The 19,929-nt window shown below is 67.4% G+C and carries 20 protein-coding genes; 7 read left to right on the plus strand and 13 right to left on the minus strand.

Going from position 1 to position 19,929, the window contains the following annotated elements:
- Nucleotides 1–18: 18 nt before the first annotated feature.
- Both ABIB29_RS11815 and ABIB29_RS11820 read right to left on the minus strand, forming a co-directional pair.
- Nucleotides 19–2,613, minus strand: coding sequence for a S1 family peptidase (locus ABIB29_RS11815; protein WP_354172995.1), 2,595 nt, complete (start codon nucleotides 2,611–2,613; stop codon nucleotides 19–21).
- A 12-nt stretch (nucleotides 2,614–2,625) separates the two neighbouring features.
- Nucleotides 2,626–3,306, minus strand: coding sequence for a tyrosine-protein phosphatase (locus ABIB29_RS11820; protein WP_354172996.1), 681 nt, complete (start codon nucleotides 3,304–3,306; stop codon nucleotides 2,626–2,628).
- Nucleotides 3,307–3,582: 276 nt separating this feature from the next.
- Here ABIB29_RS11820 and ABIB29_RS11825 point away from each other — a divergent pair, with 276 nt between their 5' ends.
- Nucleotides 3,583–4,419 (plus strand): SGNH/GDSL hydrolase family protein, encoded by an 837-nt coding sequence (locus tag ABIB29_RS11825; RefSeq protein ID WP_354172997.1) that lies wholly within the window; start codon nucleotides 3,583–3,585, stop codon nucleotides 4,417–4,419.
- Nucleotides 4,420–4,483: 64 nt separating this feature from the next.
- On the opposite strand, the gene ABIB29_RS11830 is transcribed toward ABIB29_RS11825, so the two are convergent.
- The gene (locus tag ABIB29_RS11830) at nucleotides 4,484–5,107 is read right to left on the minus strand and encodes a GNAT family N-acetyltransferase (protein WP_354172998.1); all 624 of its coding nucleotides are present in this window, start codon (nucleotides 5,105–5,107) and stop codon (nucleotides 4,484–4,486) included.
- 112 nt (nucleotides 5,108–5,219) lie between these two features.
- Between ABIB29_RS11830 and ABIB29_RS11835 the strand changes: the two genes are divergently transcribed.
- The gene (locus ABIB29_RS11835) at nucleotides 5,220–5,660 is read left to right on the plus strand and encodes an SRPBCC family protein (RefSeq protein WP_354172999.1); all 441 of its coding nucleotides are present in this window, start codon (nucleotides 5,220–5,222) and stop codon (nucleotides 5,658–5,660) included.
- A 27-nt stretch (nucleotides 5,661–5,687) separates the two neighbouring features.
- Entirely contained in the window at nucleotides 5,688–5,921 is a 234-nt protein-coding gene (locus ABIB29_RS11840) for a DUF6480 family protein (RefSeq protein ID WP_354173000.1), read from the plus strand.
- Nucleotides 5,922–5,932: 11 nt separating this feature from the next.
- On the opposite strand, the gene ABIB29_RS11845 is transcribed toward ABIB29_RS11840, so the two are convergent.
- The 5 genes from ABIB29_RS11845 to ABIB29_RS11865 form a co-directional block, all read right to left on the minus strand.
- Nucleotides 5,933–6,820, minus strand: coding sequence for a 3-hydroxyacyl-CoA dehydrogenase family protein (locus ABIB29_RS11845; protein ID WP_354173001.1), 888 nt, complete (start codon nucleotides 6,818–6,820; stop codon nucleotides 5,933–5,935).
- 2 nt (nucleotides 6,821–6,822) lie between these two features.
- Nucleotides 6,823–7,641 carry an enoyl-CoA hydratase/isomerase family protein gene (locus tag ABIB29_RS11850; RefSeq protein WP_354173002.1) on the minus strand — a complete coding sequence of 273 codons (819 nt, stop codon included), beginning with the start codon at nucleotides 7,639–7,641 and terminating at the stop codon, nucleotides 6,823–6,825.
- The gene (locus tag ABIB29_RS11855) at nucleotides 7,641–8,870 is read right to left on the minus strand and encodes a thiolase family protein (protein WP_354173003.1); all 1,230 of its coding nucleotides are present in this window, start codon (nucleotides 8,868–8,870) and stop codon (nucleotides 7,641–7,643) included. The genes ABIB29_RS11850 and ABIB29_RS11855 overlap by 1 nt, the downstream gene beginning before the upstream one ends.
- 166 nt (nucleotides 8,871–9,036) lie before the next feature.
- A complete protein-coding gene (locus tag ABIB29_RS11860) occupies nucleotides 9,037–9,714 on the minus strand; it encodes a pentapeptide repeat-containing protein (protein WP_354173004.1) in 678 nt (225 codons plus the stop codon).
- Nucleotides 9,714–10,172, minus strand: coding sequence for an SRPBCC family protein (locus ABIB29_RS11865; RefSeq protein WP_354173005.1), 459 nt, complete (start codon nucleotides 10,170–10,172; stop codon nucleotides 9,714–9,716). Before ABIB29_RS11865 ends, ABIB29_RS11860 begins: the two co-directional genes overlap by 1 nt.
- A gap of 144 nt (nucleotides 10,173–10,316) precedes the next feature.
- Here ABIB29_RS11865 and ABIB29_RS11870 point away from each other — a divergent pair, with 144 nt between their 5' ends.
- Entirely contained in the window at nucleotides 10,317–10,493 is a 177-nt protein-coding gene (locus ABIB29_RS11870) for a CsbD family protein (protein WP_354173006.1), read from the plus strand.
- A 928-nt stretch (nucleotides 10,494–11,421) separates the two neighbouring features.
- Here the strand turns inward: ABIB29_RS11870 and ABIB29_RS11875 are convergent.
- The 5 genes from ABIB29_RS11875 to ABIB29_RS11895 all read right to left on the minus strand — a co-directional run bounded on the left by ABIB29_RS11875 (nucleotide 11,422) and on the right by ABIB29_RS11895 (nucleotide 17,580).
- On the minus strand, nucleotides 11,422–12,882 hold the full coding sequence (locus tag ABIB29_RS11875; protein ID WP_354173007.1) for an amino acid permease: 1,461 nt from the start codon (nucleotides 12,880–12,882) through the stop codon (nucleotides 11,422–11,424).
- Between the two features lie 320 nt (nucleotides 12,883–13,202).
- Nucleotides 13,203–14,834 (minus strand): ABC-F family ATP-binding cassette domain-containing protein, encoded by a 1,632-nt coding sequence (locus ABIB29_RS11880; protein ID WP_354173008.1) that lies wholly within the window; start codon nucleotides 14,832–14,834, stop codon nucleotides 13,203–13,205.
- Between the two features lie 119 nt (nucleotides 14,835–14,953).
- Nucleotides 14,954–15,829, minus strand: a complete 876-nt coding sequence (locus ABIB29_RS11885) for a metal ABC transporter permease (protein WP_354173009.1) — start codon at nucleotides 15,827–15,829, stop codon at nucleotides 14,954–14,956.
- Between the two features lie 3 nt (nucleotides 15,830–15,832).
- Nucleotides 15,833–16,609 carry a metal ABC transporter ATP-binding protein gene (locus ABIB29_RS11890; protein ID WP_354173010.1) on the minus strand — a complete coding sequence of 259 codons (777 nt, stop codon included), beginning with the start codon at nucleotides 16,607–16,609 and terminating at the stop codon, nucleotides 15,833–15,835.
- Entirely contained in the window at nucleotides 16,606–17,580 is a 975-nt protein-coding gene (locus tag ABIB29_RS11895; RefSeq protein ID WP_354173011.1) for a metal ABC transporter substrate-binding protein, read from the minus strand. Before ABIB29_RS11895 ends, ABIB29_RS11890 begins: the two co-directional genes overlap by 4 nt.
- A gap of 52 nt (nucleotides 17,581–17,632) precedes the next feature.
- On the opposite strand from ABIB29_RS11895, the gene ABIB29_RS11900 reads away from it, so the two are divergent.
- From ABIB29_RS11900 to ABIB29_RS11910, 3 genes are all read left to right on the plus strand, one after another.
- Nucleotides 17,633–18,394: a CPBP family intramembrane glutamic endopeptidase gene (locus tag ABIB29_RS11900; RefSeq protein WP_354173012.1), complete on the plus strand. Its 762-nt coding sequence runs from the start codon at nucleotides 17,633–17,635 to the stop codon at nucleotides 18,392–18,394.
- A 116-nt stretch (nucleotides 18,395–18,510) separates the two neighbouring features.
- Nucleotides 18,511–18,951, plus strand: coding sequence for a VOC family protein (locus ABIB29_RS11905; RefSeq protein ID WP_354173013.1), 441 nt, complete (start codon nucleotides 18,511–18,513; stop codon nucleotides 18,949–18,951).
- A 22-nt stretch (nucleotides 18,952–18,973) separates the two neighbouring features.
- Nucleotides 18,974–19,927: a 1,4-dihydroxy-2-naphthoyl-CoA synthase gene (locus ABIB29_RS11910; RefSeq protein WP_354173014.1), complete on the plus strand. Its 954-nt coding sequence runs from the start codon at nucleotides 18,974–18,976 to the stop codon at nucleotides 19,925–19,927.
- The last annotated feature ends 2 nt before the right edge of the window (nucleotides 19,928–19,929 follow it).

A 19,929-nucleotide genomic window follows, 5' to 3' on the forward strand; every position in this document is an offset into this window, starting at 1 on the left:
GGCGCCGTGCGGCGGTAGTTAGCCGGTCGCCCTGCGCCGCGTGGCGGCCAGCAGGACACCGCCGAGCAGGATCGCGCCGCCGGCAAGTCCCGCCGCCGGCAGCAGCGAACCGGCGCCGGTGTCCGGCAGTTCGCCGGAGGCGGCAGGCGGCTGGCTTGCGCCGGCTGGAAGCACCGGATTCACGGGCTCTGCCGGTGCCACGGGCTCTGCCGGTGCCGGTGCCGGCGGCTCCGACGGGACGACGGGCTCTGTCGGGACCGAAGGCTCCACCGGTGCCACAGGTTCCGACGGCTCTACAGGCTCCACCGGGACGACGGGCTCTGTCGGAACAACAGGCTCGACCGGGACAACAACGGTGAAGTTCCGGACGACGGGCGGGCTGTCCACCGTGCCAAGGGATGTTTGGACGGCGCGGACCGTGAGCGGGCCGGTCGCGGCTCCCTCGACGGGAATGGTCCATTGGCCATCCGCCGCGACGACTGCGGTGCCGGTGATGTCACCCGTAAGTTTCACGGTATGTCCAGGGGTGCCGGTGCCGTCAATGCGGGTGAGGGTCTTCAGCACCGCTCCCTCGTCCGGTGACGAGATCACAGGTGCGTCCAGGTCAGTCACCTCGACGGCCAGGGAAACCGGGCCGGAGCGGCTGAATCCGTTCACCGTCTCCGCCGTGAACTTCAGCGGACCGTTGCTCTCGGGGGCGGGGAAGGCCCAGTTGCCGTCGGCGTCGACCGGCACTTCCACCGTTTGCTGGCCAGTTTGCTGGCCAGTTTGCTGGTCCGTTTGCTGATCCGTTTGCTGATCCGTTTGCTTGTCCGTTTGCTTGTCCGTTTGCTTGTCAATGGTGATGCGGACTTTCGAGTCGGCGGCAACGGCCGACGCCGGAGCCGCCGGGACCCGGCCCGTAATGGGTTGGCCCGACAGGACAGCCAGGCTTTCCGGCGCCGCGAGCTCGGGCTTGTTCAGGAACAGCTGGAGTTGCACGCCGGTGGGGATTTTGGTGAGGGCGTCCTCGAGGGTGGTGGCGATGGCGAAGTTCTCGCCGGACGTTTCGCCGGCCGAATGGGTGCCCACGGCGAAGTTGCCGCTGATCCAGGGCCCGCCGGAGTCTCCCCCGCGGGACTGGACATTCTTGGACAAGAAGCCGCGGAAGGCCCGCAGGTCTGCGGCTGCGGTGGTTCGTCCGCCCACCACGTAGATGCCGGTTTCCTCTACCTGGCCGCAGGACCAGCCCTCGGTCCGCCCGGAGCGGCACACTTCCTGGCCCTGGAACGGGGCAACCGTACCGATGATCTTCACCGCGGTAGCGCCGGGATTCGCTGGGTCGGCCCAGGTGCTCGCGGCCGGCTGCAGGTTGGCTCCGCCGTCGAGCGCCTCGATCACGGCGATGTCCGTGCCCACGTTGCCGGGGGCTTCGTTGGTTCCGGTGATCCAGGAATTGAGTGGCCCGCCGAACTGGCTGAAGCCGAAGCTGCCGAGCGGGGCGAGCGTGCGGGGCAGGGGTGCCGCCCCGCCCGCCGTGGCGGAGAGCGGCGGCTCCAGCTCGGCGATCCGTGCCGCGCCGTCTTCGGCGCAGTGCCCCGCCGTCAGCACGACCGGAAGTCCCGCTGCGCTGAAGGCGCCAAATCCCGTCGAGCAGATGGTCCGCCGGTCAATGGCGACGCCTTCCCCGCCGAAAACGTCCGCTTCGGTGGTGACCGGGGACCCCTGCTCCAGCTGGACGTTGGCGTACCGGGCCACGAAGTCAGCCGGGGAGATCTTCCTGGGTGCCGTGGCTGTGGCCCCGGGCTCGGGCACCGTGGCCGCTCGCTGGTCCGTGGCCATCGCCGGAGCGGTTGGCTGGTCGGTTGCCGGAGCGGTTGCCTGGGCCTGGGACAGGCCGGCTTCGGCCGTGTTTGTCCCGCCGGTGCGGACAACGAATTTCCCCCCGGAGTAGGCGACGGCCTGCAGTCCGGCCGGCCCCACCTCGCGGACGTAGGCCTGGAACAGCTGCTCCGTGCTGGATGCGAGCAGCTCGGCCGCCGAGGGCACCGCGGAGGGCGACGCAGAGGGCGCCGCCGAGGGTGAATCGGCCGGAGGAGTCGAGGGGTCAACAGCCGGCGAATCGGAGGCTGGAGTGGCCGCGTCAGCTGCCGGCGCCACGAGGACGAACTCTGCCGCGCTTCCGGCTGCGTTCAGTTCATCCAACTGGGCCATCAGCTCGGCGCCGCTGCCTTCGACGAGGATTTTTCCGTCCCGGAGGCTGATGCCCAGGTAACCGGGGATCTCCTGCAGGGACGGGAGGGCGTCGGCGGCGGTCCTGGCCAGCTGGCCCGCGGCGTTGAACTCCTCCAGGGTCATGCCCAGGTCGCGCCGGATGGCTTCCGCCAGTCCGGCGTCGCTGATTGCCGGCGGGGCCGCTGCTGGCGCCGGTGCCGCTGACGTCGTCGGCGCCGGTGCCGTCGTCGTCGTGGACTCAACCGTCGCCGTCGTGCCGGCCGGAGCCGACGTCGAAGCTGCAGACACGGGTTCCGGTCCCCCGGCTTCGGCCAGTGCAGGAACGGCTTGGAACGAGCCCGCGAGCGCGAGGGCGGCAGCCGCCACCGCTCGCGCTGTCAGCTGAAACTTCGGTGTCATCACCCGGATACTCTAGCGCCCCAGTTTGGCCAGAATAGCCGTCACCTCCGGGTCCGTTACCCCATTGTGTCGCAGGAATTCACCGGTCCTTACGTGGCGCACAAACCGCAGCAGGCTTTCCCGCCGCGTTTCAAGCAGCGGCACGAGAACCTCCTCAGGCAGATACCTTTCGTGCGGATGCGGGACCGCCGACACCCGGTGGTGTTCGTTGATGCCCCGCGCGGCCCGCTCGTAGCCGCCGGCAATGGCGTCCTCACCGGCGCCGGCGAGGTCCTGGAGCATGGCCGCGATCATCCCGCTGCGGTCCCGCCCGGCCGAGCAATGGATCACCACGCCGCCGCGCGCCTCCGCCACCGCTTTGAAGACACCGGCGAGCTTGTCCGGGAAGATCCGTGCATTGTCCGCGTACGACGCCGGATCGTTCAGGTAGGGAACGCAGAGCTCACGGAATTCAGTGTTGCCGGGGTCCTCGGTGGGGGCGTGCACGACGTCGAACGCTGCCAGGATCTCGGTGCTCACCCGGGGATCAGTCTCGCGGCGGCGGATCTCGGCCGGGTTGCGGAGGTCGATCACCGTCCGGATGCCGCCGTCGTACGCCTGCTGCCAGCCGGTGTCGGTGAGCCACTCGCGGCGTCCCATCCGGAACACACTGCCGGCGACGTGCCAGGCGTTTACCGCCCCGTCCCAGTCCATGGCTCCGGGCAGCCTCCTCCCTGTGGCTGGGCCACCGGGCGCGGCAGGAATCGTCATTCTGACAGCTAAGCACACGCCCCGGAAGGAATCCACGGGCCGACATTCCGAAAGATTTCCGCAACGGGACGATTGGCATGGTGCCGGGATCAGGCCCGCGAGTAGGGTGGCGGTGAACCCGGTAGCAGCCGGGCTCTTTTTTCAGCCCACCCGCCGCCGGGACTGACACCTCATCACGGCACGGGGCGCTGAACCCGCGTGCTACTGAGGGGAAACACCATGGGAAATCTGACAATTCGACGCCGGCGAACGGCTTTGGCTGCCGGTCTCGCCACCCTGGCCATGGCGGCCGGTCTCGCGGCGGTCCCGGCGCAGGCCGTGGACAAGGCCAAGTACATCGCGCTCGGGGACTCCTATGCCGCCGGGCAGGGAGCGGGACCGTACCTGGATGACTGCTACCGGAGCGGTAATACCTATTCCGAACTCGCGGCTGACACCAAGGCCATCAAACTGGTCACCAACGCGGCCTGCAGCGGCAAAACCACCCAGGAAGTCGTGAGCACCCAGCTGGAACGGCTGAACAAAAGCACGGAGCTGGTGACCATCACGGCCGGCGGCAACAACCTCGGGTTTGGGGCCATCATCACGGCCTGCGGCGCGGCCATTCTCGATCCGACCGCTGCTCCGGCGTGTGACGCTGCCAGCGCCTTCGCCGCGAACGAGATCACCAGCCAAAAACTGGCCGGCGACGTGATTGCGATGATCCAGAGTGTGAAGGCTACCGCGCCCAACGCCGAGATCGTGGTGACCGGATATCCTTACCTCTACGATCCGGTGGCTGCCGGCCAGACCGATCCGATGTCCGTGTTCATCTACAAGGCAACTCTGCTGGCCGACGGTCTGAACGGCTCCATTGCCGCCGCTGCCGGGGCCACCGGAGCGGAGTACGTCGACGTCCGGGCCGCGTTCGCCGGCCACGGCATCAACTCGGCGGACCCGTGGATCAATCTCAACCTGGCCGACCCGAGCAGTCCCGACAACTTCCACCCGAACGCTGACGGCTACGAGGCGTACTACGCGTCGATGAGTGCGGCCGGGGCTTATTCGGCTCCCTAGCCTGGCCCAGTGCCGCTTAGCGTTGCCTCGTCCAGGCTTGCCAGGCTGGCCAGGCTGCCGACGCTTAGCGTCGGCTGGCCAGCCTGGATTCCAGCGCATTCCGGACCATCGGCCACTCGTGCTCGAGGATGGAATAAACCACGGTGTCCCGCAGCGCGCCGTCGCTGCTGCGGGTGTGGCTGCGGAGCACCCCGTCCTGTTTGGCGCCCAGCCGCGCGATCGCCTCGCGGGACTGGTGGTTGAGCCAGTGGGTCCGGAACTCGACGGCGGGGCACCCCAGCGTTTCGAAGGCGTGCCGCAGCAGCAGCAGTTTGGAGTCCGGGTTGCTGCCGCTGCCGTGCACGGACGCCGCGTTCCAGGTGGAGCCGATCTCCACCCGGGGCGTGGCGGCGTCGATGTTCATGTAGGTGGTCATGCCGATCACCCGGCCCGGTCCGCCGGTGGCGGGGTCAATCAGCCGCGTGGTGAAGGGCAGCATGGATCCGTTGTCCTGCAGGGCCAGCCGACGCTCAATCTCGGCGGCCATCCGCTCCGGGGCGGGCACGCTGGTGTACCAGAGGTGCCACAGTTCGCCGTCGCGGGCCGCCTCGACGAGGCCGTCGTGGTGGTCCGGGCGCAGCGGCTCGAGGACGACGTATTTGCCGGTCAGGGTGATGGGGCCGATCGCGGGCCGGTCCAGGGAAGTCACCCGCCCATCCTAGGCTGACGGCGGGGCCCGTGGAGGGGGACGTGACTTGTGGCGCTGAAGATTTTCGGGCCCCGGCCGGGTGCGATCGCAGGCGTTCTGGTTAGGCTTGGGCATGATCACAGTTCACGGCACTGTCCAGTCCACCCTTGACCCCGCCAGGGCCTTCACCTACTTGTCAGCGTTTGAGCACACCCCCGAATGGGACCCCGGGACCCCAGTGGTGGACAAGCTCTCCGAGGGACCAGTGGCGGTGGGGCACCGGTACCACGCGGAAGCCGAGTTCCGCGGCAAGCGCCAGGCGCTGACCTATGAGGTGATTGAGCTGACGGCCAACCGGATCACGCTGCGTGGCGAGAACAAATCGGTCATCTCCGTAGACACCATCGACGTCTCGCCGGCAGGGACGGGTTCCAAGGTGGACTACACGGCGGAGTTCCAGCTCAAGGGCATGCTCAAGTTCGCCGAACCCTTTGTCCGGCCGGCGTTCAACTCCCTCGCGGGACCCGCCATGGACGGGATGAAAAAGACCCTCGACGCCCAGGCATCACTCTAGCGGCGCTGTGTAGAACAGGAGCACACCGTGACATCCCAAAATCCGGATCCCCTTGAAAACAACCTCACCGGTCTCGAGCCGGGCGGCGGCGTACCGCCCGGTGAAACACCGCCCGGGGAGGGAACCTCGGTGGGGCCGCAAGGGCCGCGGATCCGCGAGGACCGGGGCTTCGTCCAGTACCTCTGGATCGTCATGATCGCCGTGGTGGTGCTCTTAGTGGTGCTCTTCTTTGTCGGCTACATCGTCGGGATCCTCGACTAAGCTCGCTTGCCTTAGTCAGTCCAGTCGAAGAAGCCCTTGCCGGACTTGCGCCCGAGTTCGCCGCGGGCCACCTTGTCGCGCAGGATCTGCGGCGGTGCGAAGCGCTCGCCCAGGGTGGAGGCCAGGTATTCGGCGATGCCGAGGCGGACGTCCAGTCCCACGATATCCGTGGTGCGCAAAGGACCGGTGGGGTGCTTGTAGCCCAGGACCATGGCGTTGTCGATGTCCTCCGCGGACGCCACGCCCTCCTCCACCATGCGCATCGCCTCGAGGGCAATCGCGACGCCCAGCCGTGAGGACGCGAAGCCCGGGGCGTCATTGACGACGACGGCGGTCTTGCCCAGCGCTTCGACCCAGCCGCGGGCCGCCTGGGCCAGCTGCTCGGAGGTGCGCTCGCCGAGGACGACCTCGATCAGGGTGGAGGCCGGCACCGGGTTGAAGAAGTGGAGGCCCAGGAAGTTCTGCGGGCGTTGCAGCTCGCGCGCCAGCGCATCGACCGAGATGGAGGAGGTGTTGGAGGCGAGGTAGGCGTCGGCGGCGAGGCGTTCCTCGATCCCCCGCAGCGAGGCGACCTTCAGGTCCCAGTCCTCGGGGACGGCCTCGATGACCAGCTGGCGGTCCTTGAAGTCGTCGTAGTCCACCGTGACCGCGAGCCGCGAGACCATCTCGTCCAGGTTGCCGTCGGTGGCGCCGCGCTCAATGCTCTTGGCCGCCGCGGATTCCACCCGCTCGCGCGCCGCCTCGGCCGACTGCTCGTCGCGCTCGACGACAAGGACGTTGGCGCCGTTGATCAGGAAGGCGTGGGCGATGCCGGCGCCCATCCGGCCGCCGCCCAGAACCCCGACAGAGTCGGGAAGGCCACCGCCGGGAAGGTTCGAGGGAAGTACGGAGTTGCTCATCTTCAGTTCTTCTTCCGGTCTGTATCCTGCTCGGACTTCTTGGCTGACTTCTTTTCAGACTTTCGATCGAGGAAAGCCTGCATACGGTCGAACTTGGCCTGGGATTCGAAAAGGATTCCCTGGGCCAGCTGGTCGATCAGCGGGTGTGCCTCGGCGGGCGCGTGGAACACCGACTTGGTGATCCGGACCGCAAGGGGATCCTGGCCGGCGATCCTGTCGGCGAGGGCGTGCGCGGCCGCCATCAGTTCGGGTGCCTCGTGGATCTCGGTGATGAGGTTGACGGCGAGGGCCCGGTCGGCGCGCAGGACGGTGCCGGCCAGCAGGATTTCCTTGGCCACCGGCTCCCCCACGAGCTCCTTGAGGCGCCAGCTCGCACCGGCGGCGGCCAGGATGCCGAGGCCGGTCTCCGGGTTGCCGATCCGCACCGACGGCGTGCCGATCCGGAAGTCCGCGGCGTACGCCAGTTCGGCGCCGCCGCCCAGGCAGAAGCCGTCCAGGGCCGCGATGACGGGCATCGGCAGCTTGGCGATGCGCACAAAGATGGTGGAGTTTATGCCCTGCAGGGCGTCGTCGCGGCGGCGTTCGCGCAGCTGCCCGATGTCCGCGCCGGAGGCGAAGACACCCTCTGTGCCGGCGATGATGAGCACCTTCGGGGTCTGCTCCAGCGCGGCGCAGACGGCGTGCAGCTCGTCGACCATCTGCTGGTCGATCGCGTTGCGGACCTCGGGCCGGTTGAGGAGCACCACCAGCCGGTCCTCGCGCTCGTCGATCAGCAGGGTGCTGAAGTCCTGCGGGTTCAGACCCGTCGCGGCGGCCGCCACTACACGCGCTCCAGCAGCATCGCGGTGCCCTGGCCGACGCCGATGCACATGGTGGCGAGGCCGATCCGGGCATCCTCGCGCTCCATCCGGCCCAGCAGGGTGATCGCGAGCCGCGAGCCGGACGAACCCAGCGGATGCCCCAGGGAAATCGCGCCGCCGTCGCGGTTCACGATCTCGGGGTCCAGGCCGAGCCGGCGCATGGTGGCGAGCGACTGGGTGGCGAAGGCTTCGTTGAGTTCGACGGCGCCGATGTCGCCGACGCTGAGACCGGTCCGCGCGAGCACCTTCCGGGTGGCCGGGACGGGGCCGATACCCATGATTTCGGGTTCACAGCCGGCGGAGGCGCCGTCGATGATCCGGGCGCGCGGGGTGAGGCCGAGCCGCTCGATGGCGGCTTCGGAGGCGACGATGATGGCGGAGGCGCCGTCGTTGAGGGTGGAGGAGTTTCCGGCCGTGACCACCGAGCCGCCGGCGACGACGGGGCGGAGGCCTGCGAGGACGTCCATGCTGGTGCCGGCGCGCGGGCCCTCATCGGTGTCGACGATGGTTTCGCCCTTGCGGGTTTTGACGGTGACCGGGACGATTTCATCGGCGAAGCGGCCGGCGGCGATGGCCGCGAGGGAGCGCTCGTGGGAGCGGACGGCGAACGCGTCGGCGTCCTCGCGGGTGATCCCGTCCACGCGGGCGACTTCCTCGGCCGTTTCGGGCATCGAGTAGGTCATCTTCCCGCCGCGGGAGAGCTCGCCCTTCTGGAACAGCGGGTTCACGAAGCGCCAGCCGATGGAGGTGTCGAAGATTTCGCCGGGCTTGGCGAAGGCGGTCCGGGGCTTCTCCTGGACCCAGGGCGCGCGGCTCATGGATTCGACGCCGCCGGCGATCACGATGTCTGCGGCTCCCGACTTGATCATGTGGCTGGCCATAATGATGGCGCTCAGGCCGGAGGAGCAGAGCCGGTTCACGGTGATGCCGGAGATGTGCAGCGGCAGGCCGGCCAGGACGGTGGCCATCCGGGCGACGTTCCGGTTTTCCTCGCCGGCGCCATTGGCGTTGCCGAGGATGACCTCGTCGATGCTGTCCGGGTCCAGCCCGGCCCGGGCCACGGCCTCGCGGACCACCAGGGCGGCCAGGTCATCGGGGCGGACCGCGGCGAGTGCCCCGCCGTAGCGGCCCACCGCGGTGCGGGCACCGCCTACCAGAAATGCCTGTGGTCCTGCTGCTGCTGATGCCATGGGTACACCCTTCACGCGATAAACGTCTCTGTCATCGAATCTGTCATCGAAAGAACTCTCATCGGCCGCGGCATCCACGTTCGACCCGCTGGTGCGCAATTTACCGACCGTTCGTTCTATAAAGATTACACGGCGCGGCAAGGGGGTCAATCAAAACGCCGCCGGATTACGCGACGACGACGCCGAGATGGCTCGCCATCAGCGGGGCCAGCAGGCCGAGCTGGTAGTCGTCGATCACGAGGCCGGCGAGACTTTCCAGTCCGCTGATGGCGCGGAAGTCGGTGCCGCGGATGTCGAAGTCCTTGAGCCTGGCACCGGCGACGTCGAGGGTGCCGATGGTGCAGTTCTTCAGCGCCACCCGGGTCGCCGCGCAGGAACCCAGGTCCAGTTCACTGATGATGCAGTCGCTGATCTGCACGTCCGTGAGCTTGGAACCGCGGAGGTTCACGTAGTCGAGCTTCCCGCCGTCGATCCTGACGGACTGCCAGCCGCTTTCGTAGAGTTCCGCGGAACCCCAGCGGGGGTTGCCGATCTCGACGTCGCGCAGGGTGCTCCGTGCCGCCATCAAAACGGGGGCGTACACCTCGGCCAGGATGCAGTCCCGGAAGGTGGCGCCGCGCAGCTGGGTCTCATTGAAGGACACGCCCTGGAAGTCGCACTCGGCGAAGTCGGTGCCGGCAAGTTCCAGCCCGTCGGCCGAAGCCCTGCTGTACCGGACGCCGTCGTACCTCTCCCCGGACTGGAATTCCGGGGCGGGCTCGTCCCGAAGTTCCGCCAGCCGGACCGGACTGAGCCGCGGCGCGGTGACCTTCGGCGCCTTGGACGCCGCGGTGCCCCGCGCCACTAGAGCGACTCGGCTTTGGCCGCGATTTCCGCCAGGTCTTTGGCGAGGGCCTTGCGGGTGATGCGCATGCCCAGTTTTCCGAAGAGTGCCATCGCCAGCCTGGTCATCCGGGAGGGATTCTGGAGCTCGGCGCCGAAGGTCAGCGTCAGGTCCGTGCCGCCGTCGCGATCGGCCAGCGTAAAGCGTGAGGTGTAGTCCGCCCCGCCCTGCAGCGCTTTCACCGTGGTGCTCCGGGGCGGGTCGGCCTGGGAGACCCACATTTCCACGGTTTCCGACTTGCCCATCATGGTGCGGGTTTCCTTCCAGCGTGTTCCCTCGCCGTAGGGTCCGTCGCTGAGCAGCTGGATCGCATCGATGCCGGAGAGGGTTGCGGCTGAACCGGGAATGTCGGAAATGACCGCCCAGACCTTGTCCGCCGGGGCGTTGACATGCTGGGTCAGGCTGATTTTGTGGTCCATGGCATCGAGCCTAGCCCGGCCCCATCGCAGATTTCGTCCCATCACTCCGGATACGCCCTGGATGCCCCCTTGATTTAGTAAGCATGCTTTGTGTTATGGTGAATGAACGTTGAATTTCAACCGGAAACGAAAGGTGTTTGCACCATGGGTATCGGAGACAAGATTCAGAACGAAGCAGAGCACCTCGGCGGCAAGGCCAAGGAAGCGACTGGCAACGCCACGAACAACGACCAGATGCGCGCCGAGGGCCAGAAGGACCAGGTCGTCGCAGACGCCAAGAAGGTCGGCGAAAACACCAAGGACGCCTTCAAGAAGGATTAGTCCTCACAAAAAGCGGCGGCGGACTTTCCTTTGGGGGATGTCCGCCGCCGCTTTCGTGTGCCCGGGCCCCAGCGATTCGCCACAGATGGCCGCTAAACCACCCGGCGATGGCGTCCCGGCTCACCGATTCGCCACAAATGGCCGCTAAACCTCCCGGCGATCGCGTCCCGGCCCACCGATTCACCACGAATGGCCGCTAGACCTCCCGGCGATCGCGTCCCGGCCCACCGATTCACCACGAATGGCCGCTAAACCACCCGGCGATCGCGTCCCGGCCCACCGATTCGCCACAAATGGCCGCTAAACCACCCGGCGATCGCGTCCCGGCCCACCGATTCGCCACAAATGGCCGCTAAACCTCCCGGCGATCGCGTCCCGGCCCACCCATTTACCGCAAATGGCCGCTAAACCACGCCGCATAGCGGCCATTCTCGTCATATGGGCGTCCCTGAGGGCAACTCGAGCCGTCCAAACCCCTCCAGACACCCTCGCCACCTCCGGGCCCCATCGATTCACCACAAATGGCCGCTAAACCACCTGGGATGGCGTCCCGGCCCAGCGATTCACCACAAATGGCCGCAAAACCACCTGGGATGGCGTCCCGGCCCATCGATTCGCCACAAATGGCCGCTAAACCACCTGGGATGGCGTCCCGGCCCAGCGATTCGTCACAAATGGCCGCTAAACCACCCCGCATAGCGGCCATTCTCGTCATATCGGCGCGGCCATGGCGTCCCCTGAGCGCAGTTCGAGCCCGTCCAAGCCCCAGCAGACACCCTGGCCGGGTTCGTCGGCACCGGCTGCTCGGCGCGCAGTGTTGGTACGAGTCCCCCAGGCCTCACGCAGCGTCCCCCCTTAACCCAACAACGGCGGGCCTCCGCACTGGAGGCCCGCCGTCGTCGACCGCTGGGGATATTGACTGGAGCGGTTAGTTGAAGAGTGCGTTCTTCGGTTCGTTGTTCTTGACCTTGTGCCAGCCGAGCCACAGCAGGAGCCCGAAGAACGGGATGGTCGCCAGGGTCCAGAGACCGAGGTGGAATACCTCGCCGGTCTTGCTGGTCATGGTGTCGAAACCGATCAGCACCGTGATGAGCAGCAGGGCAATCAGGCCGGCCCAGCTGGTCCAGGTTCCGCCGGGCGCGGGCAGGGATGAGACTTTGCCCTTGGTCTTGCGGAGCGCGATCTGGCTGGCGAAGATGGCGCCCCAAGTGAAGATCACGCCGATCGACGCGGAGTTGAGCGCCAGGTCGAAGGCGTGCGAGCCGCCGAGCCAGATGTTGAGGAGGATGCCGACGAGGTAGACGCCGCCGATGGCCAGGATGGCGGCATACGGCACATGGCTCTTGGACATCCTGGTCAGCCACTCCGGAGCATGCCCATTGTTGGCCATGGTGCGGAAGATCCGGCCGATCGAGTACAGGCCAGAGTTGCAGGAGGACAGCGCGGCGGTGATGACGATCATGTTCATGACGTCGCCCATCCAGCCGAGGCCCATCTGGCCGAACACGGTGACGAACGGCGAGGTGCCGGCGACGTACTGGTCCGAAGGCAGCAGCATCGCCAGGAGCGTGACGGAGCCAACGTAGAACACTATGATGCGGAAGACGACGGCGCGGATGGCCTTGGGAACTTCCTTGGCCGGGTCCTGCATTTCGCCGGCGGTGATGCCGACGAGTTCAATGCCGTTGTAGGCGAAGATGACGGCGTTCAGGACCAGGATCATGACCAGCGCACCCTTGGGGAACATTCCCCCTTCGGCGGCGAACAGGTTGTTGACCGAGGCGTTGCCGTCGCCCACCTGCGCGTTGGTGATGACCATGAAGGTACCCACGGCCAGGAAGATGAGGATGGCGCCCACCTTGAGGCAGGAGGCCCAGAATTCGAATTCGCCGAACGCCTTGACGCTCATGAGGTTCACGCCCACGAGCAGCAGCAGCGCCGCGATCGCGGACAGCTCGACCGGCACGTTGGGGAAGAAGAACTGGAAGTACAGTCCGATCGCGATGAGCTCGGCGATGCCGGTCATGGCCCAGTTGATGAAGTACATCCAGCCGGACACATAGGCGCCCTTTTTGCCGAACATTTCGCCGGCGTAGCTGACGAAGGAGCCCGACGTCTGGCGGTACATGATGAGTTCGCCCAGGGCGCGCATCAGCAGGTAGGCGATGACGCCGGCAATGGCGTAGGAGAAGATCAGCGCGGGGCCGGTGGAGGCCAGGCGGCCGCCGGCACCCATGAAGAGGCCGACGCCGATGGCGCCGCCCATCGCGATCATGGTGACCTGTCGGCCGCTCAGTGATTTCGCGTAGCCCTCGGCGCTGAGGGTCGAGTCGACGACGGCGGGTTGCGCCGGTGCGCTCTTAAGTTCTGTGGGCGTAGGTGATGGCACAGCTGTTCCTTGTAGGTCGCGGGGTATGGCCGGGAAGTGACCGTGGGTTCAAGTACACAAAATTCGGGCCAGAGCCCCTTGTGGGGGCCAAAGCATGTACCGAACCTCACAAGTGTCGAAGCTCGCGCGGCTCATCCATCGTACTAGCTTTCCGGAGCCTTCCGTGACGCGCACAACACCTTGCGGCGAATCTTCCCAATAAGTGATGCCACAGTGGCGAAATTACCGAACAATGTTCGATTTCAGTCCGCCAGAGCCCGGCGCATCCGTCAGTTGGGCCGTCAGTAAGGCAATCAGCGGGGCCGGTCTTGGGCCGCCTGCTAGGCCAGGGCGCCGTCCCGCATGGCATACCGGAGCCAGTTCCCGGTGCTGTTTCCGCGGGCACAGGTGTCGAACCATTCCCCCAGCGCGCGGTCATGGCTGACCATGACCAGCGTCCCTGCGAACTCCGAAAGAGCCGTTTCGAGCTGTTCCACCAGGACGGGCGCCAGGTGGTTGGTGGGCTCATCGACGAGCATCGTCCCGAATCCGCCCAGCAGGAGCCGGGCAAGCGCCAGCCTGCGTTGTTGCCCTGCGGACAGGCTTCCCACCGGGACGTGGAATTCGCTGGTCCGGAAGAGCCCCAGGCGCAGCAGCGCCTCGGCGTGCTCATCGATGTTCCCGCCCAGGCCTGCGGCGAAAGCCGGCAGGAGACGCAGCCCCGGGCGCTGCGGGAGCTCCAGCTCCTGCTGCAGGTAGCCAATCCGGCCGTGCCTGACCACGGTGCCCTGGGCCGGTTCCAGCGTGCCGGCGAGCACGGAGAGCAGTGTGGACTTGCCGGCACCATTGGGGCCGGTGATGAGGATCTTCTGGCCCGCCTCCACCGTGATGTCGGTGGGTTGCAGGCGTCCGGGCACCGCCACTGCCCGGGCTTCAAGAGCCGGTCCCGCGGCAACATCCGCCCGCAGGTCCGTCGCCAGCTTCAGCGGCACCGGCGGACGGTCGATGGGATTGGCCTCCAGCCTGCGGAGGCGCTCCTGGGCGTTGCGGACCTTGCTGGAAGCGGCCTTCTGCCACGTGCCGGCCTTGAAGTCGAACCCCATTTTGTCGCCGTCGCGCTGGCGGGCGTAGCCCATCTTCCCGGCGACCGTGTCCGCCTGGAGCCGTTCGGCCTCCATCGCGTCCAGCCACCCGCGGTACTGCTGCGCCCAGCGCTCGCGTTCGGCAGCCTTCTCCCGAAGATATCCTTCGTAGCCGTTGCCGTAGCGGTTGACCGTCCGGCGCTCGGCGTCCACTTCAATCACGGTGGAGGCAACCTTGCGCAGCAGGACGCGGTCGTGGGACACCACCACCACGGTTCCGCGGTGCGCCGCCAGCCGCGCCTCCAGCCAGGCCGTCCCGCTGGCATCAAGGTGGTTGGTGGGTTCATCCAGCAGCAGGATGTCCGCCGGATCGGCCATCACGCAGGCGAGCGCCACGCGTTCCTGTTCCCCGCCGGAGAGCGAGCCCAGCGCCCTCATCCGGTCCAGCCCGCCCAGGCCGAGCCGGTCCAGCGCCGCCTCCACCCGGGATTCCGCGGCGTAGCCTTCCCTGAGCTGGTACTGCGTCTGCAGGTTGCCGTAGCGCTCCAGTTCGTCCGCGTCCGCGTCGGCGAGCCCGTCCTCCAGACTGTCCAGCTCGGCCTCCATTTCGCGCAGGGATGCCAGTGCGGCGTCGATCGCGTTGCTCACCGTGAACTGATCCGGCAGGCCGAGGGTCTGGGCGAGGTAGCCGACGCGGCCGCGGTGGACGGCGGTGCCCGCGTCCGGGGTTTCGATGCCGGCCAGAATCCGGAGCAGCGTGGATTTGCCCGCGCCGTTTTCGCCGACGATCGCCACATGCTCACCGGCTGTGATGGCAAGGTCGACGTCGGCAAACAGCTGGCGGTCCCCGTAGCCATGGGATACGCCCGAAAGGCGGAGATGTTCGCTCAAGGAGTCCTCGCAAATAGGTGGCGAGCCTGCCCGGCGGCGGCCTGCGTCGTCAAGTATGACACCGCAGGCCCCCGCCTGACGCGCGTGCCGCCGTCGGGCAGGGGCCCGGGCGGACACCATCAGGCGGCGAGCGCGGCCGCTTTCCGGCGCCGGGCCATCGCCAGCCGGGTGCCGATCAGCCCCTGCCGGGGGCTGAACAGATAGACGAGCGCGAACGCGGCCGCCTGCGTCAGGACCACCATGGCGCCGGAGGCGGTGTCGAGGTAGTAGCTGAGGTAGATGCCGGCGATGGAGCACAGCGCGGAAATGACCGGCGCGATCACCAGCATGCGGGAGAACCGGTCCGTCAGCAGGTAGGCCGTGGCCCCGGGAATGATCAGCATGGCCACCACCAGCACCACGCCCACGGTCTGCAGCGCCACCACGGACGTCAGCGCCAGCAGCCCCAGCAGCAGCGCACCGAGGCGCTTCGGGGACAGCCCGATCGCATGGGCGTGCGTGGGGTCGAAGGCATACAGCGTGAGGTCGCGCCGTTTGAGGATCAGGATGGCAAGGGCGACGAAACCGAGCACCAGAACCTGGATGAGGTCGGGAACGCTGACGCCGAGCAGGTTGCCGAAGATGATGTGGTTGAGGTCCGTCTGGCTTGGCGTGACGGAGATGAGCACCAAACCCAGGGCGAACAGCGAGGTGAACACGATCCCGATCGCCGCGTCCTCCTTCACCCGGCTGGTGTTGCGGACCACCCCGATCAGGGCCACGGCGATCAGCGCGAACACCAGTGCCCCCAGCGCGAAGGGAGCCCCGACGATGTAGGCGAGCACCACCCCGGGCAGCACGGCGTGGGAGACGGCGTCCCCCATCAGGGACCAGCCGATCAGCACCAGCCAGCAGCTCAGCACCGCGCAGACAATCGCCGCGAGCGCCGTGGTGGCGATGGCGCGGACCATGAAGTCATAGCTCAGAGGTTCCAGCAGGAGGTCGAAGAGATCCATGGCTCAGTTCCTGCCCGGCTGGTTCGAAACGCCGGGCAGCTCGGGAAGGTCCCGGTTGAGGACGTCCAGGCCGAAGGCCATGGCCAGGTGCTCCGGCTGCAGCACCACCTCGGGCGGGCCGTGCATCAGGACCTTGCGCATCAGGAGCACCGCCTCGTCGCAGAGCTGCGGCAGGGCGTGCAGGTCATGGGTTGAGACGAGGATGGTGCAGCCGTCCGAGGCGAGTTCCTTGAGCAGGCGGGTGATCGTTGCCTCGGAGCGCTTGTCCACCCCGGCGAAGGGCTCGTCCAGGAGCATCATGGTGGCGCCCTGGGCGATTCCGCGGGCCACGAAGGCGCGCTTCTTCTGCCCGCCGGAGAGCTGGCCGATCTGCCGGTTGGCGAACTCGGACAGTTCCACCCGGTCCAGGGCGAGGTCGACGGCGTCGCGGTCCGCCTTGGACGGGCGGCGGGTGAAGCCTTGGTGCCCGTAGCGGCCCATCATCACCACGTCGCGGACGGACAGCGGGAACTGCCAGTCCACGTCCTCGCTCTGCGGGACGTAGCCGATTCCGCCCTTTTTGCGCGCCTTCGCCGGTGCCTCGCCGTTGACGAGGACGCGGCCGGCGTCGGGCTTGACCATGCCCATGATCGCCTTGAACAGCGTGGACTTGCCGGAGCCATTCATGCCCACCAGCCCGCAGATCCGGGCCGCCCCGACGGTGAGCGAGGCGGCGTCGAGCGCCAGGACCTCCCCGTAATGGACGGTGACATTTTCCACCAGAATGGCCGGATTGCTCATGATGCCGCTCCCGTCAGTCCTTCAGTGATGAGTTTGGAATCGTGCCGGATGAGGTCCAGGTACGTGGGGACAGGCCCGTCCGCCTCGGAGAGCGAATCCACGTACAGCACCCCGCCGAAGGTGGAGCCGCTCGCCCCCACCACCTGGCGCATCGGGGCGTCCGACACCGTGGACTCGCAGAACACGGCCGGGACCTTGTTGGCCTTGACGAATTCAATGGCCTTGGTGATCTGCTGCGGGGTGGCCTGCTGCTCGGCGTTGACGGCCCAGATGTAGACCTCCCGGAGGCCGGCGTCGCGGGCCAGATACGAGAAGGCACCCTCACACGTCACCAGCGCCCGCTGCGCCTCGGGGACGGTGGCGAGCTTCTGGACCATTTCATCCTGCACGGACTGCAGCTTGGCCTTGTACGCCGCGCCGTTCGCCTCGAAGGCCGCCGCGTTGTCCGGATCCAGCTGCGCGAACGCCTTCACCATGTTGTCCACGTAAAGCTGGACGTTGACCGGGGACATCCACGCGTGCGGATTCGGTTTGCCCTCGTAGGAGTCCTCGCCGATGGACAGCACCTCCACGCCCTCGCTCACCACGGCGTGCGGAACGTCCAGGCCCTCGACGAACCGGGCAAACCAGGCTTCAAGGTTCAGCCCGTTGTCCAGGATCAGGTCTGCCTTGGCCGCCTTGCGGATGTCCCCGGGCGTGGGCTCGTAGCCGTGGATTTCGGCGCCGGCCTTGGTGATGGATTCGACCTGCAGCTTGTCCCCGGCCACGTTCTGCGCGACGTCGGCCAGCACGGTGAAGGTGGTCAGGACAACGGGCTTCCCGTTCGCGGAACCCGGCCCCTGGCCCGGGACGGCAGCCCCGCAGGCGGCCAGGGACAGTCCGAGCAGAACGGCGACGACGGCGGCCCCGGCAGTGCGGCGGCGACGTGTCCGGCCGACAACTTTGGCGGACCGAAACAAATTATTAGGCATACCGAATATTATACGGGACCTGCCCGTCCGGCTGCGGCGCTAGGCTGGTGGCATGGGCACTGTTCTCCGCACACCACCGGCACCGCGGCCGGAACTCTACCGGTTCTCGCGGCTCGATTTCATCACGGCAGGCCTGTACGTGGCGGTGGCCGCGTTCTTCGCCGTGGCCGGCGGACTGCTGGTCCCGCTGCTGCTCGAGCTCTCCCCGAACCCGGCGGTGGCGTCCTACACCGTCAACCTGGTCTTCTACGGCGGCATCGGCATCCTGGCCCTGGCCGCCGTCCGGCACATCGCCGCCCGGGACCTCCGGGTGCTCGCCACCAGGCCCTGGTTCACCGTGCTGATGGTCCCGCTGGCTGTGGTGGCCATGATGATCCTCACCGCGGTCCTGGTCTCCCTCACCGGGCCGCCGCAAACGTCCGCCAACCAGGCCGGCCTGCAGGCACTCATGCAGCAGGTGCCGGCCTGGCTGATGGTGCCGCTGCTGGTGATCGTGGGGCCCTTTGTGGAGGAGTACATCTTCCGCCACCTGCTGATCGGCAAACTCAGCCGGCGGGTCAACATCTGGGTGTGCTGTGCCCTGTCCGTGGTGTTGTTCGCGGCCCTGCACATCGTCGGCCAGGAGGAACTGAGCCTCCAGGTGCTGATGCCCTACCTCGCCATGGGCGCCGTGCTGGTGTTCGTCTATGTCTGGACCGGCAGGAACGTCATGTTCGCCTACTTCGTCCACGCCTCGAAGAACCTGCTGGCCGTCATTTTCATCTACGCCATCCCGCCCGAACTGATGGAGCAGCTCCAGCAGATCCAGGGCTGACTACAAGCAACGCGGGGTCACCTACAGCCCATTCCGGGGTCTTTTATGGGCGCTAGGTGACCCCGCGTTGCCTTGGGGACCTACCGCCGCGCGCGCCGACGTCGTAGTTTCTTCCCATGACACTGAACATCCAGATCGCCGTCGACTGCCGGGACCCGCAAGCGCTCGCCGACTGGTGGGCCGAAACACTCGAGTGGGCCGTGGAGCCGCAGGACGAGGACTTCATCCGTTCCATGATCGCGCAGGGCTTCGCCGCGGAGGCGGAAACCACGCGGCACCACGGGAAGCTCGTGTGGGGTGCCGGGGCCGCCATCCGCCCGCCCGAGGAACTCGACGCCAAGCCGCCCGCCCGCCGCATCCTCTTCCAGACCGTCCCGGAGGAGAAGACCATCAAGAACCGGATCCACTGGGACGTCAACCTGGCCGGTGCGGACAAGGACGCGGCGCGCGCCGTCCTTGAGGCCCGCGGCGCCACGTTCCTCTGGACCGCCAGCCAGGGGCCACATTCCTGGCACACCATGGCGGACCCGGAAGGCAACGAGTTCTGCATCAGCTGATGCCCATTACTAGACTCGGACTGTGAGCAACGAAATCCCCGCCAAGGTGTCCGACGTCTTTGACCCCACCCGCTGGCGCACTGTGTCCGGCTTCGACGACTTCCAGGACATGACCTACCACCGGCAGGTGGAGCGTGCCGACGACGGCACGGTGGTCCGGGACCTCCCGACCGTGCGCATCGCCTTCAACCGGCCCGAGGTGCGCAACGCCTTCCGCCCCGGCACCGTGGACGAGCTGTACCGCGCCATGGACCACGCCCGGATGACCCCGGACGTGGCCACGGTGCTGCTCACCGGCAACGGCCCCTCCGCCAAAGACGGCGGACACTCGTTCTGCTCCGGCGGGGACCAGCGGATCCGCGGCCGCGACGGGTACCGGTACGCAGACGGTGAAACGACCGAGACCATCGACCCCGCCCGCGCCGGCCGGCTCCACATCCTGGAAGTCCAGCGGCTCATGCGCACCATGCCCAAGGTGGTCATCGCCGTCGTGAACGGCTGGGCCGCCGGCGGCGGGCACTCGCTGCACGTCGTCTCCGACCTGACCATCGCCTCCCGCCAGCACGGCAAGTTCAAGCAGACCGACGCCACCGTCGGCAGTTTCGACGCCGGCTACGGCTCCGCGCTGCTGGCCCGCCAGATCGGCCAGAAGGCCGCCCGCGAGATCTTCTTCCTGGCCCGCGAATACTCGGCCGAGGACATGGTCCGGATGGGTGCCGTGAACGAGGCCGTGGACCATGAGCGGCTCGAGGACGTGGCGCTGGAATACGCCGCCGACATCGCCCGGCAGTCCCCGCAGGCCCTCCGGATGCTCAAGTTCGCCTTCAACCTGGCCGACGACGGCCTGGCCGGCCAGCAGGTCTTCGCCGGCGAGGCCACCCGGCTGGCGTACATGACGGACGAGGCCGTGGAAGGCAAGGAAGCCTTCCTCGAAAAGCGCGATCCGGACTGGTCCGGCTTCCCGTACTACTTCTAAGG

Origin of the sequence: Arthrobacter sp. UYEF36 (assembly GCF_040547025.1) — a bacterium.
Classification (GTDB): domain Bacteria; phylum Actinomycetota; class Actinomycetes; order Actinomycetales; family Micrococcaceae; genus Arthrobacter.

Coding starts and splice junctions, on each gene's coding strand:
- ABIB29_RS11890 (WP_354173010.1), bottom strand. CDS start 16,609: ATGAGCAATCCGGCCATTCTGGTGGAAAATGTCACCGTCCATTACGGG.
- ABIB29_RS11845 (WP_354173001.1), bottom strand. CDS start 6,820: ATGAGCAACTCCGTACTTCCCTCGAACCTTCCCGGCGGTGGCCTTCCC.
- ABIB29_RS11865 (WP_354173005.1), bottom strand. CDS start 10,172: ATGGACCACAAAATCAGCCTGACCCAGCATGTCAACGCCCCGGCGGAC.
- ABIB29_RS11900 (WP_354173012.1), top strand. CDS start 17,633: ATGGGCACTGTTCTCCGCACACCACCGGCACCGCGGCCGGAACTCTAC.
- ABIB29_RS11815 (WP_354172995.1), bottom strand. CDS start 2,613: ATGACACCGAAGTTTCAGCTGACAGCGCGAGCGGTGGCGGCTGCCGCC.
- ABIB29_RS11885 (WP_354173009.1), bottom strand. CDS start 15,829: ATGGATCTCTTCGACCTCCTGCTGGAACCTCTGAGCTATGACTTCATG.
- ABIB29_RS11905 (WP_354173013.1), top strand. CDS start 18,511: ATGACACTGAACATCCAGATCGCCGTCGACTGCCGGGACCCGCAAGCG.
- ABIB29_RS11825 (WP_354172997.1), top strand. CDS start 3,583: ATGGGAAATCTGACAATTCGACGCCGGCGAACGGCTTTGGCTGCCGGT.
- ABIB29_RS11895 (WP_354173011.1), bottom strand. CDS start 17,580: ATGCCTAATAATTTGTTTCGGTCCGCCAAAGTTGTCGGCCGGACACGT.
- ABIB29_RS11820 (WP_354172996.1), bottom strand. CDS start 3,306: ATGGACTGGGACGGGGCGGTAAACGCCTGGCACGTCGCCGGCAGTGTG.
- ABIB29_RS11855 (WP_354173003.1), bottom strand. CDS start 8,870: ATGGCATCAGCAGCAGCAGGACCACAGGCATTTCTGGTAGGCGGTGCC.
- ABIB29_RS11835 (WP_354172999.1), top strand. CDS start 5,220: ATGATCACAGTTCACGGCACTGTCCAGTCCACCCTTGACCCCGCCAGG.
- ABIB29_RS11870 (WP_354173006.1), top strand. CDS start 10,317: ATGGGTATCGGAGACAAGATTCAGAACGAAGCAGAGCACCTCGGCGGC.